General features: G+C 70.5%; 14 protein-coding genes. 9 read left to right on the plus strand and 5 right to left on the minus strand.

Going from position 1 to position 15182, the window contains the following annotated elements:
- Positions 1–18 precede the first annotated feature (18 nt).
- The 4 genes from IQ210_RS39035 to IQ210_RS39050 form a co-directional block, all read right to left on the minus strand.
- A complete protein-coding gene (locus tag IQ210_RS39035; RefSeq protein ID WP_194084009.1) occupies positions 19–204 on the minus strand; it encodes a hypothetical protein in 186 nt (61 codons plus the stop codon).
- A 76-nt stretch (positions 205–280) separates the two neighbouring features.
- Positions 281–1813: an FAD-dependent oxidoreductase gene (locus tag IQ210_RS39040; protein ID WP_194084010.1), complete on the minus strand. Its 1533-nt coding sequence runs from the start codon at positions 1811–1813 to the stop codon at positions 281–283.
- On the minus strand, positions 1810–2910 hold the full coding sequence (locus IQ210_RS39045) for a DNA topoisomerase IB (RefSeq protein WP_194084011.1): 1101 nt from the start codon (positions 2908–2910) through the stop codon (positions 1810–1812). The genes IQ210_RS39040 and IQ210_RS39045 overlap by 4 nt, the downstream gene beginning before the upstream one ends.
- Positions 2901–3254, minus strand: coding sequence for a DUF3040 domain-containing protein (locus IQ210_RS39050; RefSeq protein ID WP_322657790.1), 354 nt, complete (start codon positions 3252–3254; stop codon positions 2901–2903). Before IQ210_RS39050 ends, IQ210_RS39045 begins: the two co-directional genes overlap by 10 nt.
- A gap of 108 nt (positions 3255–3362) precedes the next feature.
- Between IQ210_RS39050 and IQ210_RS39055 the strand changes: the two genes are divergently transcribed.
- Positions 3363–3839 (plus strand): SRPBCC family protein, encoded by a 477-nt coding sequence (locus tag IQ210_RS39055; protein WP_194084012.1) that lies wholly within the window; start codon positions 3363–3365, stop codon positions 3837–3839.
- Between the two features lie 16 nt (positions 3840–3855).
- Positions 3856–6312, plus strand: a complete 2457-nt coding sequence (locus IQ210_RS39060) for a molybdopterin oxidoreductase family protein (protein WP_194084013.1) — start codon at positions 3856–3858, stop codon at positions 6310–6312.
- A gap of 32 nt (positions 6313–6344) precedes the next feature.
- Here the strand turns inward: IQ210_RS39060 and IQ210_RS39065 are convergent, their stop codons facing one another.
- Positions 6345–6782 carry a hypothetical protein gene (locus IQ210_RS39065; protein ID WP_003974483.1) on the minus strand — a complete coding sequence of 146 codons (438 nt, stop codon included), beginning with the start codon at positions 6780–6782 and terminating at the stop codon, positions 6345–6347.
- A gap of 487 nt (positions 6783–7269) precedes the next feature.
- Between IQ210_RS39065 and hemL the strand changes: the two genes are divergently transcribed.
- From hemL to ccsB, 7 genes are all read left to right on the plus strand, one after another.
- Positions 7270–8589, plus strand: a complete 1320-nt coding sequence (gene hemL, locus IQ210_RS39070) for a glutamate-1-semialdehyde 2,1-aminomutase (protein WP_194084014.1) — start codon at positions 7270–7272, stop codon at positions 8587–8589.
- On the plus strand, positions 8586–9269 hold the full coding sequence (locus tag IQ210_RS39075; RefSeq protein ID WP_194084015.1) for a histidine phosphatase family protein: 684 nt from the start codon (positions 8586–8588) through the stop codon (positions 9267–9269). Before hemL ends, IQ210_RS39075 begins: the two co-directional genes overlap by 4 nt.
- 111 nt (positions 9270–9380) lie before the next feature.
- Entirely contained in the window at positions 9381–10646 is a 1266-nt protein-coding gene (locus tag IQ210_RS39080; protein ID WP_194084016.1) for a polysaccharide deacetylase family protein, read from the plus strand.
- Positions 10647–10712: 66 nt separating this feature from the next.
- The gene (locus IQ210_RS39085) at positions 10713–11345 is read left to right on the plus strand and encodes a TlpA family protein disulfide reductase (RefSeq protein ID WP_194084017.1); all 633 of its coding nucleotides are present in this window, start codon (positions 10713–10715) and stop codon (positions 11343–11345) included.
- Between the two features lie 64 nt (positions 11346–11409).
- Entirely contained in the window at positions 11410–12132 is a 723-nt protein-coding gene (locus IQ210_RS39090; protein ID WP_194084085.1) for a cytochrome c biogenesis CcdA family protein, read from the plus strand.
- Between the two features lie 3 nt (positions 12133–12135).
- Entirely contained in the window at positions 12136–13854 is a 1719-nt protein-coding gene (resB, locus tag IQ210_RS39095) for a cytochrome c biogenesis protein ResB (protein ID WP_194084018.1), read from the plus strand.
- Between the two features lie 187 nt (positions 13855–14041).
- Positions 14042–15142 (plus strand): c-type cytochrome biogenesis protein CcsB, encoded by a 1101-nt coding sequence (gene ccsB / locus IQ210_RS39100; protein WP_194084019.1) that lies wholly within the window; start codon positions 14042–14044, stop codon positions 15140–15142.
- The last annotated feature ends 40 nt before the right edge of the window (positions 15143–15182 follow it).

Below are 15182 nucleotides of genomic sequence, written 5' to 3' on the forward strand. Positions count from 1 at the left end.
CCCTCGGTCGGTCTCCGGTCAGTCGTCGCCGCGGACGATGTTCCACTCGCCGCTGGTGCCCGTGGCGGACGGGCGGGTGCCGTCGTCGACGGGGGAGAGGCAGGTGCGTACGCCCTTGTCGCGCAGCGTGCGGGCCTTCCTCCAGCCCGTCTTGGCCACCCGCAGGGAGTCGGTGGGGTCGTTCTTGACGGTGGGCGCGGTCACGGCGGTTCAACTTCTCTCTCTGTCTCGTCGAGCTGTGGACCGAGTGCCCCCGCGGGGCGTCGGAAAACGGTCGTCCTCAGATGTCGCGCCGCTCCAGCGGGCGGACCGCCGGCCCCTGGAGGATGTGGCCGTCCGGGGCGAACCGGGAGCCGTGGCACGGGCATTCCCAGGCCTGTTCGGCGCGGTTGAAGGCCAGGACGCAGCCGAGGTGGGTGCAGCTCGCCGAGACCGCCCGGAGCTCTCCGCTCTCGTCGCGGTGCACCGCGCACCGGTGGCCGCCCACCCGCATCACCGCGCCGTCGCCCGGCGCGAGGTCCTCCGGCGCCGGACCCGACAGCGGCGGCAGCCGGTCGCCGACGAAGTGCCGGGCGACCTGCGTCTGGTGCTTGAGGAAGGACACGCCCTCGCGGACGACGGAGCCGAGGCGGCGCGGGTCGTACAGGCCGGCCCACGCCACCTCGCGGCCGGCCATCAGCTCGCAGATCAGGCGGCCCGCCATGATGCCGCCGCTCAGTCCCCAGCCGCCGAACCCGGTGGCCACGTAGGTGTGCCGGCTGCCGGGGTGGAGCGGGCCGACGAGGGGCACGGAGTCGGTGGATTCGTTGTCCTGGGTCGCCCAGCGGTGGGTGAGGGTCAGCCCGCGGAAGTGGTCGTCGGCCCATTCCGCGAGCCGCGCGAAGCGCTTGTCGACGTCCGCGGTGCCGGGCGTGAAGTGCTCGCCGGTGACGATCAGCAGCCGTACGCCGTCGTCGTCGCCGTAGGGCGCGCTGCGCACCGAGCGGGTGTGCTGCTCCGGCGTGATGTACATGTCGCGCGGGGCGCGGCTCGCGTCGATGGTTCCGGCCACCACCAGTTCGCGGCGGGGGGAGAGGCGGGTGAAGAGCAGGGCCCGGTCGAAGACGGGGTAGTGGGTGGCCACGACCACGTCGTTGGCCCGCACCTTCACCCCGGCGTCGGTCGTCAGGACGCACGGCTCGCCCTCGGTGAGGGCGACGACCCGCGTGTCCTCGTACACCGTGCCGCCGCGCCTGCGCAGGTCCTCGGCGAGCGCCAGCAGGTACTTGCGCGGGTGGAACTGGGCCTGCCGCACCACCTTGACCGCGCCCGCCACCGGGAACGGCAGCTCGGTGTCGGCGACGAAGGAGGCGTCCAGGCCCGCCTCGCGCGCCGCCTCCGCCTCGGCCCGCAACTCTGCGACGCCGTCCGCGTCCTCGGCGTACGTGAACGCGGCCGCCTCCTCCCAGTCGCAGTCGACGCCGAGCTCCGCCACGATCTCCGCGGCGTGCCGGATCGCCTCCGTCTGCGAACGGGCGTACAGGCGCGCTCCCTCGGGGCCGCGCGTGCGGCGCAGCCGGTCGTAGACGAGGGTGTGCAGGGCGCTCAGCTTGGCCGTGGTGCGGCCGGTCACCCCGGCGGCGAGCCGGCCGGCCTCCAGCACGGCCACCTCACGGCCCTCCCGGACCAGCTCCCAGGCCGTGCTCAGCCCGGCCATGCCGCCGCCGATCACGGCGACGTCGACGCTCAGGTCGCCGGCGGGCGGGGGTGCGGGGTCGCCGGGCGGGGCGGTCTCGAGCCAGTACGACCCCCGGAGTCCTGCGTCGGCGTTCATGGCCGCCTCCTGTCTCGTGGTTGTCCCTGATCGCTGTCCCGCAGCAGTCGAAGTACCGCCTCCTCCACCGCTCCCTGCGTGGCCGGTTCGCCGAAGCGGACGTCCGCGCCGAGGCGGTCCAGGGAGGGGGCGATCGTGCGGCCCTCCTCGTAGAGCTCGACGACCCGGGGATTGATGTACGAGGCCCGGCAGACGGCCGGGGTGTTGCCCAGGTAGCCGGCCACCTCGCGGACGGCGCGGTGCACGGCGCGGGCGCGGGCCGCGCGGGACTCGGACGCGACGGGCTGGGCCACGGCCAGCGCGACCGCCGCGAGCACGGTGGCGTGCCAGGTGCGGAAGTCCTTGGCGGTGAGGTCGGTGCCCGCGCGGTCGCGCAGGTAGGTGTTGAGGTCGTCGGCGTGCACGTCGTGCCAGGCGCCGCCCTGCCAGTAGGCGAAGAGGCGGTCGCCACCGCGGTGCCCGCGCCGCAGCAGCGCGCGTACCGTCCGGCACACCGCGTCCTCGGCGAGCGACTGCTCCACGTCCTTGGCGTTCTTGGCGGGGTAGGCGAAGCACACCTCGCCGCCCCGGCACGAGGCGTGCTCGCGGAGCAGGGTGGTGAGCCCGTGGGTGTCGTTGTCGCGGCGGTAGGAGTCGTTGCCGATCCGGAAGAACCCCAGGTCGAGCAGGCGGGCCGCGCAGCCCAGCACGCGTTCGCGGCACAGCCCCCGGGCGTTGAGGTCCGCGGCCAGGCGCTCACGCAGCCGGGGCAGGGCCGGGACGACGTCCAGGACGTGCTGGTGCTTGGCCGCCTCCTGCTGCTCGCGGAACCGCGGGTGGTAGAGGTACTGGCGGCGCCCGGCGGCATCGGTGCCGGTCGCCTGGATGTGCCCGTTGGGGGCGGGGCAGATCCACACGTCCTCCCAGGCGGGCGGGACGACGAGTCCGCGCAGGCGCTGCTTCTCGGCGGCGTCCGTGATGGCGCGGCCGCCGGGATCGACGTACCGGAAGCCCCGTCCGCAGCGGACCCTGGTGATGCCGGGGCCGTGGATGTCGCTGGTGCGCAGTCTCGCCGTGCGCCGCGAACCACCCGGTCCCGGCGGCGAGTTCACCGCCACGGTGTGCCGCGCTCCTCTTGGTCGGACCCCTCCCTGCTGGCGCGGCACAGCAGCCGGAAGCCCTGGAGCAGGGTGAGGGGCCACAGCGCGGCGAAGCACCACAGGACGGCGGGGTCGGACGTACGGACGCCCATGACGACGAGGAACACCGAGGCGCTCAGCAGCGCGGCCGTCGACAGCGGCAGCCAGCGGCGGGAGACGGGGCGGCGCAGCCGGCGGCTCATGTGGTGGCGCATACGACGGGTGAGGCGTCGGTCGGCGCTCAGTTCCGCCTCTATCCGGCGGAGGGCCAGGCGTTCGTGCGGGGAGAGCACGACGTCGTCGGGGTCACTGCGGTCGTTCACGATCAGCACCTCTTTCGTCACCGGCCGGGTTCCCAGCCGGGGTGAGGCGACGCCTCCCGGGTACTCGGCGCCGTGCACGCACGGAACCCGAGGACCAGGGAGGAACTCATGAGCACGGTCAAGAAGGCGGTCGAGGTGGAGGTGCCGCTGCACCGCGCGTACAACCAGTGGACCCAGTTCGAGGAGTTCCCGAAGTTCATGGAGGGCGTCGACGAGGTCACCCAGCTCGACGACCGGCACAACCACTGGACCACCAGCATCGGAGGCGTCCGGCGCGAGTTCGACACGGAGATCGTCGACCAGCTGCCCGACGACCGGATCACCTGGCGCACCATCGGCGGCGACACCGCGCAGCGCGGCTCGGTCCGCTTCGAGCGGGTGGACGACATGCACACCAAGGTGGAGCTGACCATGGACGTCGAGCCCAGCGGTATGGCCGAACGGAGCGCGGACGCGCTCGGCATGATCGACCGCCGGGTCTCCGGCGATCTGCGCCGCTTCAAGGACTACGTCGAGAGCGGCGCCGAGAGCGGTGGCTGGCGCGGGCGGATCCGCCCCGAGGACCCGGGCATGTCGCCCCTCTGATCAGGGGTCGAGTCTCATGCATTCCGAGGTGGACCGGATCGCGCAGCCCTGGGGCGAGCGCACCCCCTACGACCGTGGCGGTACGTGGCCGGTGCGCGTCGACTCGTATCTGGCGCCCGGTGTCACCGCGGACGGGGTGCGGCGGTGGGTGCCGACGGCATCGCTGCTGCACTCCAACGGGGACGCGATGGACATCGCCGTCGCCGACGGCCGGATCGTCGGCGTCCGCGGGCGGGCCGGGGACCGGGTCAACCACGGCCGGCTGGGTCCGAAGGACCTGTTCGGCTGGCAGGCCAACCACTCCCCGGACCGCCTGACCACCCCGCTGATCAGGGCGGACGGCCACCTCGTCCCCTGCGACTGGGACACGGCCATGGAGCGGATTGTCGCCCGCACCCGGCACCTGCTGGCCGAGCGGGGACCCGACGCGCTCGGCTTCTACACCAGCGGCCAGCTGTTCCTGGAGGACTACTACACCCTCGCGGTGATCGCCCGCGCCGGGCTGGGCACGAACCACCTCGACGGCAACACCCGGCTGTGCACGGCGACCGCCGCCGAGGCGCTGAAGGAGACCTTCGGCTGCGACGGGCAGCCCGCCTCGTACACGGACGTCGACCACGCCGACGTCATCGCCCTGTTCGGGCACAACATGGCCGAGACCCAGCCGGTGCTGTGGATGCGGGTCCTGGACCGGCTGGCGGGCGGTGACTCGCCGCGGCTGCTGTGCGTCGACCCGCGTCCCACGCCGGTCGCCCGGCACGCCACCGTCCACCTGGCGCCGCGCTCCGGCACGAACGTGGCCCTGCTGAACGCCCTCCTGCACGAGATCATCCGCACCGACCGTGTCGACCACGCCTACGTCGACGCCCACACCGTCGGCTACGAGGAACTGGCCGCGCGGGTCGCCGAGTTCACCCCCGCCCGGGCCGCCGGGATCTGTGACGTACCGGCGCGGAGGATCACCGAGGCGGCCGAACTCCTGGGCGGCGCCGAGCGGTTGCTGTCCACCGTGCTCCAGGGCGTCTACCAGTCCCACCAGGCGACGGCCGCCGCCTGCCAGGTCAACAACCTCCAGCTGATCCGGGGGATGCTCGGCCGGCCCGGCTGCGGGGTGCTCCAGATGAACGGCCAGCCCACCGCCCAGAACACCCGTGAGTGCGGCGCCGACGGCGATCTGCCCGGCTTCCGCAACTGGCAGAACGACGACCATGTCGCCGACCTCGCCCGGGTCTGGAACGTCGAGCCGTCCCGCATCCCGCACGACGCCCCGCCCACCCCGGCGATGGAGATCTTCGGCAAGGCCGAGGAGGGCGACATACGGCTGCTGTGGATCTCCGGCACGAATCCGGCGGTGTCCCTGCCGGAACTGCACCGCATCCGCGACATCCTGGGCCGCGACAGCCTGTTCACGGTCGTCCAGGACCTGTACCTCACCGAGACCGCCCAGTTCGCGGACGTCGTCCTGCCCGCCGCGACCTGGGGCGAGAAGACGGGCACGTTCACCAACACCGACCGCACGGTCCACCTCTCCGAGAAGGCGGTCGACCCGCCGGGTGACGCCCGCCCGGACCTCGACATCCTGCTGGACTACGCCCGCCGGATGGACTTCCGCGACAAGGACGGCGGCCCGCTGATCCCCTGGCACGACCCCGAGTCGGCGTTCCGGGCCTGGCAGGAGTGCAGCCGGGGCCGCCCCTGCGACTACACCGGCCTGACCTACGAGCGCCTCCGTACCGCGGGCGGCATCCAGTGGCCCTGCACCAGCGCGTCACCCGACGGCACGGAACGCCTCTACACCGACGGGATCAGCTGGGCCGCGCCGGAGACCTGCGAGTCGTACGGCAAGCACGTGATGACCGGCGAGTCGATGACGGAGGACGACTACCGCTCGCTCAACCCGGAGGGGAAGGCGGTCCTGAGGCCGGCGGACTACGACCCGCCGGAGGAACCCACGGACGACGCGTACCCCCTGCAACTGAACACCGGCCGTACCGTCTACCACTTCCACACCCGCACCAAGACCGGCCGCGTCCCCCAACTGAACGCCGCCGCCCCCGAGGTGTGGGTGGAGATCTCCGCCGGTGAGGCCTCGCGGCACGACGTGGCGGAGGGCGACCTGGTCGAGGTCACCAGCCGACGCGGGTCGCTGCGCGGGCGGTTGCGGGTCACCGACATCCGGGACGGCATGGTGTTCGTCCCGTTCCACTACGGCTACTGGGACACGGCGGAGGGCGACCGCCCCGGCAAGGACGGCGGCCGAGCGGCGAACGAGACGACACTCACCGACTGGGACCCGGCTTCCAAACAGCCTCTGTTCAAGACGGCGGCCGCCCGTCTGACTTTGGTCGAGCGTGCCGGGGAAGAGATCAGCCCGGCCCCCACGACCACAGCCTCGGCCCCGACCGGCCCGTGCAGGGCACCGGCTACGACGGGTGGGGCGGCGGCGATGGCGGGGCAGGCCGGTGAGGAGTGAGAAGGCTCAGGACCGCACCGGGCAGTACGGGCTCAGGGCCACACCAGGCAGTACGGCTGATGCCCCGCCTCGTGCAGCCGATGGCTGAAGTCCTGCCACTCGTGCAGCAGCTGGTACACGTTGAACGCGTCCCGCGGGCCGCCCCGGTCCGGGACCGTCGACCAGATGAACGCCGCCGCGCCCACCGCCTCCTCGCCGATGCCGCGCAGCGGGTCGACGACCGTCATGGGGAGCTTGACCACGGCGTAGTCGGGGTGCAGGACGACCAGTTCCAGCGGGGGCACCTTGTGCAGCGGGACGCCCTCTATGCCGGTGAGGACCATCGCGGCCATCGTCTCCGGCTTGATCTTGGTGAACATGCCGTTCATGCCGAGCTCGTCGCCGCCGAGTTCCTCGGGGCGCATCGAGATCGGGACGCGGGCCGCGGTCGCGCCGTCGGGCGCGCCGAAGTACTTGTACGTCACCCCCACCCGACCACCATTCCTGCTCCCCGCCCTCAGCCGATCGATCCGACGTTCGATACGTCGCTCGTCCGCCTCTGACTCACTCGGTACGCGTGCCGCTTCCGCGGCTTCCTCCGCGTCGCGTCGGTGCCTTCCCCGCCGGGCACGTCGAGGACCCAGGTCATCAGTCCCCTCGCCCAGTCCGCCACCGCGATGCATATCTCCACCCGACTGCTTTTCTAGGACGCGTGGCCCCCGCCGCGCAACCCGATCATCGTGTCAGTGACCTCCCCCACGGCCGCCCGCCGAAACGTGCGTTGAAACACCTGTCCGCAGGATCCTCACAAGGATCTTCGCGGCCTGTCGAACACCACGGGCCGTACGAGCTGTGTGTATCAGCACCCAGTTTCGCAGATGCCACCGCACCTCAGCCCGCGGTCGCCCGGGGTCGCTGGCCTACCCTGAGGAGGAAAGTCGGCAACCGGAGTCCGAGAAGTCGGAGAAGTCGCAGGTCATGAGCGAAACGCCCTATTCATACGATGCGCCTGCCTCACAGGCCCTGTTCGACCGTGCGGCCGCTGTCACACCAGGCGGCGTGAACTCCCCGGTGCGCGCCTTCCGCGCCGTCGGCGGCACGCCCCGGTTCATGGTGTCCGGCAAGGGGGCCTATCTGACCGACGCCGACGGACGCGAGTACGTCGACCTCGTCTGCTCCTGGGGGCCGATGATCCTCGGGCACTCCCACCCGGACGTGATCGCCGCCGTGCAGGACGCCGTCTCGCGCGGCACCTCCTTCGGCACGCCCGGTGAGGGCGAGGTCGCGCTCGCCGAGGAGATGGTCGACCGCATCGAGCCGCTCGAGCAGGTGCGGCTCGTGTCGAGCGGGACCGAAGCCACCATGTCGGCCATCCGCCTCGCCCGTGGGTTCACCCGGCGCACCAAGGTCATCAAGTTCGCCGGCTGCTACCACGGTCACGTCGACTCGCTCCTCGCCGCCGCCGGCTCCGGCGTCGCCACCTTCGCGCTGCCCGACACCCCCGGCGTCACCGGCGCCCAGGCCGGCGACACCATCGTGCTGCCGTACAACGACCTCGAAGCCGTCCAGGAGGCCTTCCACCGGCACCCCGGCGAGATCGCCTGCGTGATCACGGAGGCCTCGCCCGGCAACATGGGCGTCGTCCCGCCGCGGCCCGGCTTCAACCAGGGGCTCAAGGACGCCTGCTCCAAGAACGGCGCCCTCTACATCTCCGACGAGGTCATGACCGGCTTCCGTACCAGCCGCGCCGGGTGGTACGGCATCGACGGCGTCCGCCCCGACCTCATGACCTTCGGCAAGGTCATGGGCGGCGGCTTCCCCGCCGCCGCCTTCGGTGGGCGCGCCGACGTCATGGCCCACCTCGCCCCCGCCGGGCCCGTCTACCAGGCCGGCACCCTCTCCGGGAACCCGGTCGCCACCGCCGCCGGTCTCGCCCAGCTGCGGCTGCTCGACGAGGCGGCGTACGACAAGGTCAACGCCGTGTCCACGCAGATCCAGGCGCTCGTCACCGAGGCGCTCGCCAAGGAGGGCGTCGCGCACCGGTTGCAGACCGCCTCCAACATGTTCTCCGTCTTCTTCACCGACCGTGAGGTGCGCGACTACGAGGACGCCAAGAAGCAGGAGTCGTTCCGCTTCACCGCGTTCTTCCACTCGATGCTGGCGCAGGGCGTCTACCTTCCGCCCTCGTCCTTCGAGTCGTGGTTCGTGTCGACCGCCCACGACGAGCAGGCGGTTCAGAAGATCGCCGACGCCCTTCCGGCGGCGGCCCGTGCGGCAGCGGAGGCCACGGCAGCATGACGAGCAGCACTGACATCACCGTCGTCCACGTCATGCGGCACGGCGAGGTCGCCAACCCGGACGGCATCCTCTACGGCCGCCTCGCCGGGTACCACCTCTCCGAGCTGGGCCGGCAGATGGCCGACCGGGTCGCCGAGCACCTGTCCTCGCGGGACGTGACGTACGTCTGCGCGTCCCCGCTGGAGCGGGCGCAGGAGACCGCCACGCCGATCGCCAAGGCGCACGGCCTCGACCTCGCGACCGACGAGCGGCTCATCGAGGCCGACAACGTCTTCCAGGGCAAGACCTTCGGCGTCGGCGACGGCGCGCTGAAGAACCCCGACAACTGGAAGCACCTCGTCAACCCCTTCAAGCCGTCGTGGGGTGAGCCGTACGTCGACCAGGTCGTCCGCATGATGGGGGCGCTGGACGCGGCGAAGGACGCGGCGCGGGGGCACGAGGCCGTGCTCGTCAGTCACCAACTGCCGATCTGGATCGTCCGGTCGTACGTCGAGCGCCGCCGACTCTGGCACGACCCACGCAAGCGCCAGTGCACGCTCGCCTCCCTGACGACGTTCACGTACCAGGGCGACAAGATCGTGTCCGTGGGCTACAGCGAGCCGGCGATCGACCTCGTCCCGGCGCACCTGCGCGCGGGCGCGAAGCCGGTGAAGGGCAAGGACAAGGCCTTCGGGGCCTGAGTTCCGCTGGGGGCGGTCTGTTACGTAATCGCGAAAAAACAGACGGAACGTCTCCGTTCGTCCCGTCCTCTGAATGGGTGACCACCAGAGAACGTGACGAACGGGGATGCCATGCGCACTCTCACCCGCAGGGGAGCCATCGGACTCGGCGTCGGGGGTGCCGCCGCTGTCGGACTCGCGGGGTGCGGCACCCTCACGTCGTCAGACGGGCCGAGCCCGGCCTCGGGTTCCACCACCGGCGGCAACAAACCCGGCAAGAAGACCCCCAGCGCCCGCCCCATCGGCGACGGCTCCACCTCGTACACCGGCAAGCAGCCCGGCCAGCCCGCCAAGCCCGAGCCGCTGGAGCCGGGGCAGACCCCGCCGCAGTTCGTCGTCTTCTCCTGGGACGGGGCGGGCGAGGTCGGCAACGGTCTCTTCCCGCGCTTCCTCGACCTCGCCAAGGAGCACGGCGTCCACATGACCTTCTTCCTCTCCGGGCTGTACCTCCTGCCCGAGTCGAAGAAGCGGCTCTACGACCCGCCCAACAACCCCGTCGGCGCCTCCGACATCGGCTACCTCACCGACGAGCACGTCAAGGCCACTCTCACCAACGTCCGCCGCGCCTGGCTCGAGGGCCACGAGATCGGCACCCACTTCAACGGCCACTTCTGCGGCGGCTACGGCAGCGTCGGCAACTGGACGCCCCAGCAGTGGCGCAGTGAGATCGACCAGGCCAAGGCCTTCGTGAAGGAGTGGCGGACGAACACCGGGTGGACCGATCTGCCGGCGCTTCCCTTCGACTACGAGAAGGAGCTCGTCGGGGGTCGTACACCCTGTCTCCTCGGGCAGGACAACCTGCTGCCCACCGCGAAGGAACTCGGCTGGCGCTACGACGCCTCCTCGCCCGGCGGGCGGCAGGTGTGGCCGGAGAAGAAGGGCGGGCTGTGGGATCTGCCGCTCCAGCAGATCCCGTTCCCCGGGCGCAGCTTCGAGGTCCTCTCGATGGACTACAACATGCTCGCCAACCAGTCGGTCAACTCCACCAACGCGCCCAGCTACAACTACCCGGCCTGGCGCAAGCAGTCCGCCGAAGCGTACATATCCGGCTTCAAGCGGGCATACGAGACGAACCGCGCCCCCTTCTTCATCGGCAACCACTTCGAGCACTGGAACGGCGGCATCTACATGGACGCCGTCGAGCAGGCCCTGAAGCACATCGCCGCGGAGAAGGAGAAGGGCGAGGACGTACGCCTCGTCTCCTTCCGGCAGTTCGTCGACTGGATGGACGTGCAGAAGCCCGAGGTGCTGGAGAAGCTGCGCGGTCTGGACGTCGGTCAGGCGCCCGTCGGCGGCTGGGCTTCGTACATGAAGGACGCCTCTGTGAACGCCGCCTGATATGCGGGTTTCCGCCCCCGAGGGGGGTGCGCAAGATCCCCAGAACGGGCATGCGAAACTTTTCACATGAGTGCCGCCAGCAGCGCTTTCCAGCGCCCGAACCGCACCAAGCGCACCCGCCGTCGCGCCGTCCTGCTGACCGCGACAGCGGCGGCCGCCGCGCTGACCGTCACCGCGTGCAGCTCCGGCGGAGTGTCGGGGGGTGGCGGCGACACCAACTTCGTGACCGGCAACAACGGCGTCGACACCGTCGCCCAGGGCAAGCGGACCACGGCGCCCGAGCTGTCCGGCAAGACCATCGACGGCAAGAGCCTGTCCACCGCCGACTACAAGGGCAAGGTCCTCGTCCTCAACGTCTGGGGCTCCTGGTGCTCGCCCTGCCGGGCCGAGGCGAAGAACCTCCAGACCGTCTACGACCAGGTCAAGGGCCAGGGCGTCGAGTTCGTCGGCCTCAACACCCGCGACGCCAGCACCACCCTCGCGAAGTCCTTCGAGAAGGAGTTCGGGATCACCTACCCGAGCCTCTTCGACCCGACCGGCAAGCAGATGCTCCGCTTCAAGAAGGGCACGCTCAACCCGCAGCTGATCCCCTCCACGCTCGTCATCGACCGCGACGGCAAGATCGCCGCCCGCGCGCTCCAGGCGCTCAGCGAGGACACGCTGCTCGGCATGATCAAGCCCGTCCTCGCGGAGAAGTGACGTGAGCGCAGCCGTCACCGGAGTGACCACGCTCGCCGCCGGGGTGGGGCAGAACGACACCGTGATGAGCGGCGCCCTGCTGCTCGCGCTGCCGGTCGCCCTGCTCGGCGGGCTCGTCTCCTTCTTCTCCCCCTGCGTCCTGCCGCTGGTCCCCGGCTATCTGTCGTACGTCACCGGCGTCAGCGGCACCGATCTCGCCGAGGCCCGGCGCGGGCGGATGGCCGCCGGTGCCTCCCTGTTCGTCCTCGGCTTCACCGTGGTGTTCGTCTCCGGCGGGGCACTGTTCGGCTACTTCGGACAGACCCTCCAGGAGGAGCGGGACGTCCTGTCCAAGGTGCTCGGCGTCCTCATGATCCTCATGGGCGTGTTCTTCATGGGCATGATGCCCTGGCTCACCCAGCGCGAGTTCCGCTTCCACACCAAGCCCGCCACCGGACTCGCCGGCGCCCCCCTCCTCGGCGCCCTGTTCGGCATCGGCTGGACGCCCTGCATCGGACCGACCCTGTCCTCGGTGCAGACGCTCGCCATGCAGGACGGCAGCGCCCTGCGCGGCGCCATCCTGACCGTCGCCTACTGCCTCGGCCTCGGTGTCCCCTTCGTGCTCGCTGCCGTAGCCTTCCGCAAGGCGCTCGGCGCCTTCGCCTGGGTCAAGCAGCACTACGTCTGGGTGATGCGCATCGGCGGCACGATGATGATCCTGACCGGTGTCCTGCTGCTGACCGGCGCGTGGGACAGCATCGTGCAGGAGATGCAGGCCTGGTCCAACGGATTCACTGTGGGGATCTGATCGATGAGCAAGACGACACCCGACGCGACCCGGACCCCGCCCGCCGGTGACGAGGACCTCGGCGCCGCCGGCTCCCAGCTGTCCACCGCGCCCGAGGACACCCTGAGCATGCCCTCCCTGGGCGTCATCGGCTGGGCCCGCTGGTTCTGGCGGCAGCTGACCTCCATGCGGGTCGCGCTGCTGCTGCTCCTGCTGCTGTCGCTCGGTGCGATCCCCGGCTCGCTGATCCCGCAGTCCGGGACCGACGAGACGAAGGTCGCCGACTTCCGCAAGGCCAACCCGACGCTCGGCGACCTCTACGACAAGCTCGGTCTCTTCCACGTCTACAGCTCGGTGTGGTTCTCCGCGATCTACATCCTGCTGTTCGTCTCCCTCATCGGCTGCATCATCCCGCGCACCTGGCAGTTCGTCGGCCAGCTCCGCGGCCGCCCGCCGGGCGCGCCCAAGCGGCTGACGCGGTTGCCCGCCTACACCACCTGGCGGACCGAGACCGAGCCCGAGCAGGTCCGCGAGGCCGCCCTCGCCCTCCTGAAGAAGCGCCGCTTCCGCGCCCACCTCGCCGGTGACGCCGTCGCCGCCGAGAAGGGCTATCTGCGCGAGGTCGGCAACCTCGCCTTCCACATCGCCCTCATCGTGATGCTGATCGCCTTCGCCTGGGGCCAGCTGTTCAAGATGGAGGGCAACAAGCTGATCGTCGAGGGCGGCGGGTTCTCCAACACCCTCACCCAGTACGACGACTTCAAGTCCGGCAGCCTCTTCACCGCGGACGACCTGGACCCGTTCAGCTTCAACCTGAAGGACTTCCAGGGCACCTACGAGAAGTCCGGCCCCAACCGCGGCACCGCGCGCACCTTCCAGGCCTCCGTCACCTACAGCGTGGGCGCGTTCGGCAAGGGCAAGAAGACGCTCATCAAGGTCAACGAGCCGCTGGAGATCGGCGACTCGAAGGTCTACCTCACCGCCCACGGCTACGCGCCCGTCATCACGGTCCGCGACGGCAAGGGCAATGTCGTCTACCACGACGCCGTGCCCCTGCTGCCTCTCGACAGCAACATCACCTCCTCCGGTGTCGTCAAGGTCATGGACGGCTACCGCGACGCCAAGGGCGAGCGGCAGCAGCTGGGCTTCGAGGCCTTCTTCCTGCCCACGTACACCCCGGGCAACGAGGTGTCCTCCACCTTCCCCGCGCTGGGCAACCCGGTGCTGAACCTGGCCGGCTACTACGGCGACCTGGGCGTCGACTCCGGTGTCCCGCAGAGCGTCTACCAGCTCGACAAGACGCACCTGAAGGAGTTCAAGGACGCCAAGGGCCAGCAGCAGCGGGAGAACCTGCGGCCGGGCGAGACCATGAAGCTCCCCAACGGCGCCGGTTCGATCACCTACGAGTCCACCGAGGAGTGGGCCAACTTCCAGGTCACCCGCCAGCCCGGCAGCGGCTGGGCACTGGCCGGCTCCATCGCCGCGATCTTCGGCCTCGCCGGCTCCCTGTTCATCCAGCGCCGCCGCGTGTGGGTACGGGCGGTCAAGGGCGACGACGGCATCACGGTCGTCGAGATGGCCGGCCTCGGCCGCAGCGAGTCCGCGAAGGTGCCCGAGGAACTCGGGGCGCTCGCCGAAACCCTCTACGACCAGGCGCCGGGGGCGTCCGATGCGGGGAGAGTGGAGCCGGACAGTGTGTCCGACTCCGACTCCGCAACTGCTGCCGAAAGGCCCGGGAATTGAGACCGCTCCCTCGCGGATCCAGGGAGCTTCCTGGCTCACGCCGCCCGGCGGACCAGCGGCCCGTCAGGTCTTCCACGATCAACACCAGCCGGGTTGAAACCAGCCCGGTAATACGACCGCCATCTTCTCGTCAGACCTCACCGCCCGACCGCAAGTCGCCGGGACATTCACCCGAAGGAGTGCTGAGGTGACTCTCGCCGCCACAACCGATTTGGCCGCCGCCACCAACGAACATCTCGCGAACCTCAGCAACACGCTGATCTACTCCGCGATGGCCGTCTACACGCTGGCCTTCTTCGCCTACATCACCGAATGGATCTTCGGCAGCCGCAGCAAGATCGGCCGCACGGCCGCCGCGCTGACGGCCGACCCGGCGGCCCGGAAGGCGGCGCCGGCGGTCACGGTGAAGAAGGGCGGCTCCACCGCCGTACTGGAACGGCCGAAGGTCGTCGTACGGGCGGCAGCCGGGCAGCGGGACGTGCCGGACGGGCCCGGGGCGCACGGTGGGGACGAGCAGGGTGACCTCTACGGGCGTATCGCCGTGTCCCTCACGGTGCTCGCGTTCCTCATCGAGCTCGCCGGGGTCATCGCCCGCGCGGCCTCGGTGGAGCGGGCGCCCTGGGGCAACATGTACGAGTTCAACATCACCTTCTCCACGGTGGCCGTCGGTGTGTACCTCTCGCTGCTGGCGCTGAAGAAGAACGTGCGCTGGATGGGCCTGTTCCTCATCACCTCGGTCCTCCTCGATCTCGGCATCGCCGTCACTGTCTTGTACACCGCCAGCGACCAGTTGGTTCCCGCCCTCCACTCGTACTGGCTGTACATCCACGTCTCCACGGCGATCCTGTGCGGCGCGGTCTTCTACGTGGGCGCGGTCAGCACGATCCTGTACCTGTTCAAGGACTCCTACGAGAGCAAGCTCGCGGGCGGCGGCAAGCCCGGCAAGTTCGCCACGTCCTTCCTGGAGCGGCTGCCCGCCTCGTCCTCGCTCGACAAGTTCTCCTACCGCGTCAACGCGGCCGTCTTCCCGCTCTGGACGTTCACGATCATCGCGGGCGCCATCTGGGCCGGTGACGCGTGGGGCCGCTACTGGGGCTGGGACCCCAAGGAGACCTGGGCCTTCATCACCTGGGTCGCCTACGCCTGCTACCTGCACGCCCGCGCCACGGCCGGCTGGAAGGGCCGCAAGGCCGCCTACCTGGCCCTGATCGCCTTCGGCTGCTGGCTGTTCAACTACTACGGAGTGAACATCTTCGTCTCCGGCAAGCACTCGTACGCGGGCGTGTAACTCCCGTACGCAGGCTGTGACGCGGCGTGCGGAACGCCGC

It is taken from the genome of Streptomyces justiciae (assembly GCF_015163075.1).
GTDB classification, from domain to species: Bacteria; Actinomycetota; Actinomycetes; order Streptomycetales; family Streptomycetaceae; genus Streptomyces; species Streptomyces justiciae.

Coding starts and splice junctions, on each gene's coding strand:
- IQ210_RS39040 (WP_194084010.1), bottom strand. CDS start 1,813: ATGAACGCCGACGCAGGACTCCGGGGGTCGTACTGGCTCGAGACCGCC.
- IQ210_RS39055 (WP_194084012.1), top strand. CDS start 3,363: ATGAGCACGGTCAAGAAGGCGGTCGAGGTGGAGGTGCCGCTGCACCGC.
- IQ210_RS39060 (WP_194084013.1), top strand. CDS start 3,856: ATGCATTCCGAGGTGGACCGGATCGCGCAGCCCTGGGGCGAGCGCACC.
- hemL (WP_194084014.1), top strand. CDS start 7,270: ATGAGCGAAACGCCCTATTCATACGATGCGCCTGCCTCACAGGCCCTG.
- IQ210_RS39075 (WP_194084015.1), top strand. CDS start 8,586: ATGACGAGCAGCACTGACATCACCGTCGTCCACGTCATGCGGCACGGC.
- IQ210_RS39080 (WP_194084016.1), top strand. CDS start 9,381: ATGCGCACTCTCACCCGCAGGGGAGCCATCGGACTCGGCGTCGGGGGT.
- IQ210_RS39085 (WP_194084017.1), top strand. CDS start 10,713: ATGAGTGCCGCCAGCAGCGCTTTCCAGCGCCCGAACCGCACCAAGCGC.
- IQ210_RS39090 (WP_194084085.1), top strand. CDS start 11,410: ATGAGCGGCGCCCTGCTGCTCGCGCTGCCGGTCGCCCTGCTCGGCGGG.
- resB (WP_194084018.1), top strand. CDS start 12,136: ATGAGCAAGACGACACCCGACGCGACCCGGACCCCGCCCGCCGGTGAC.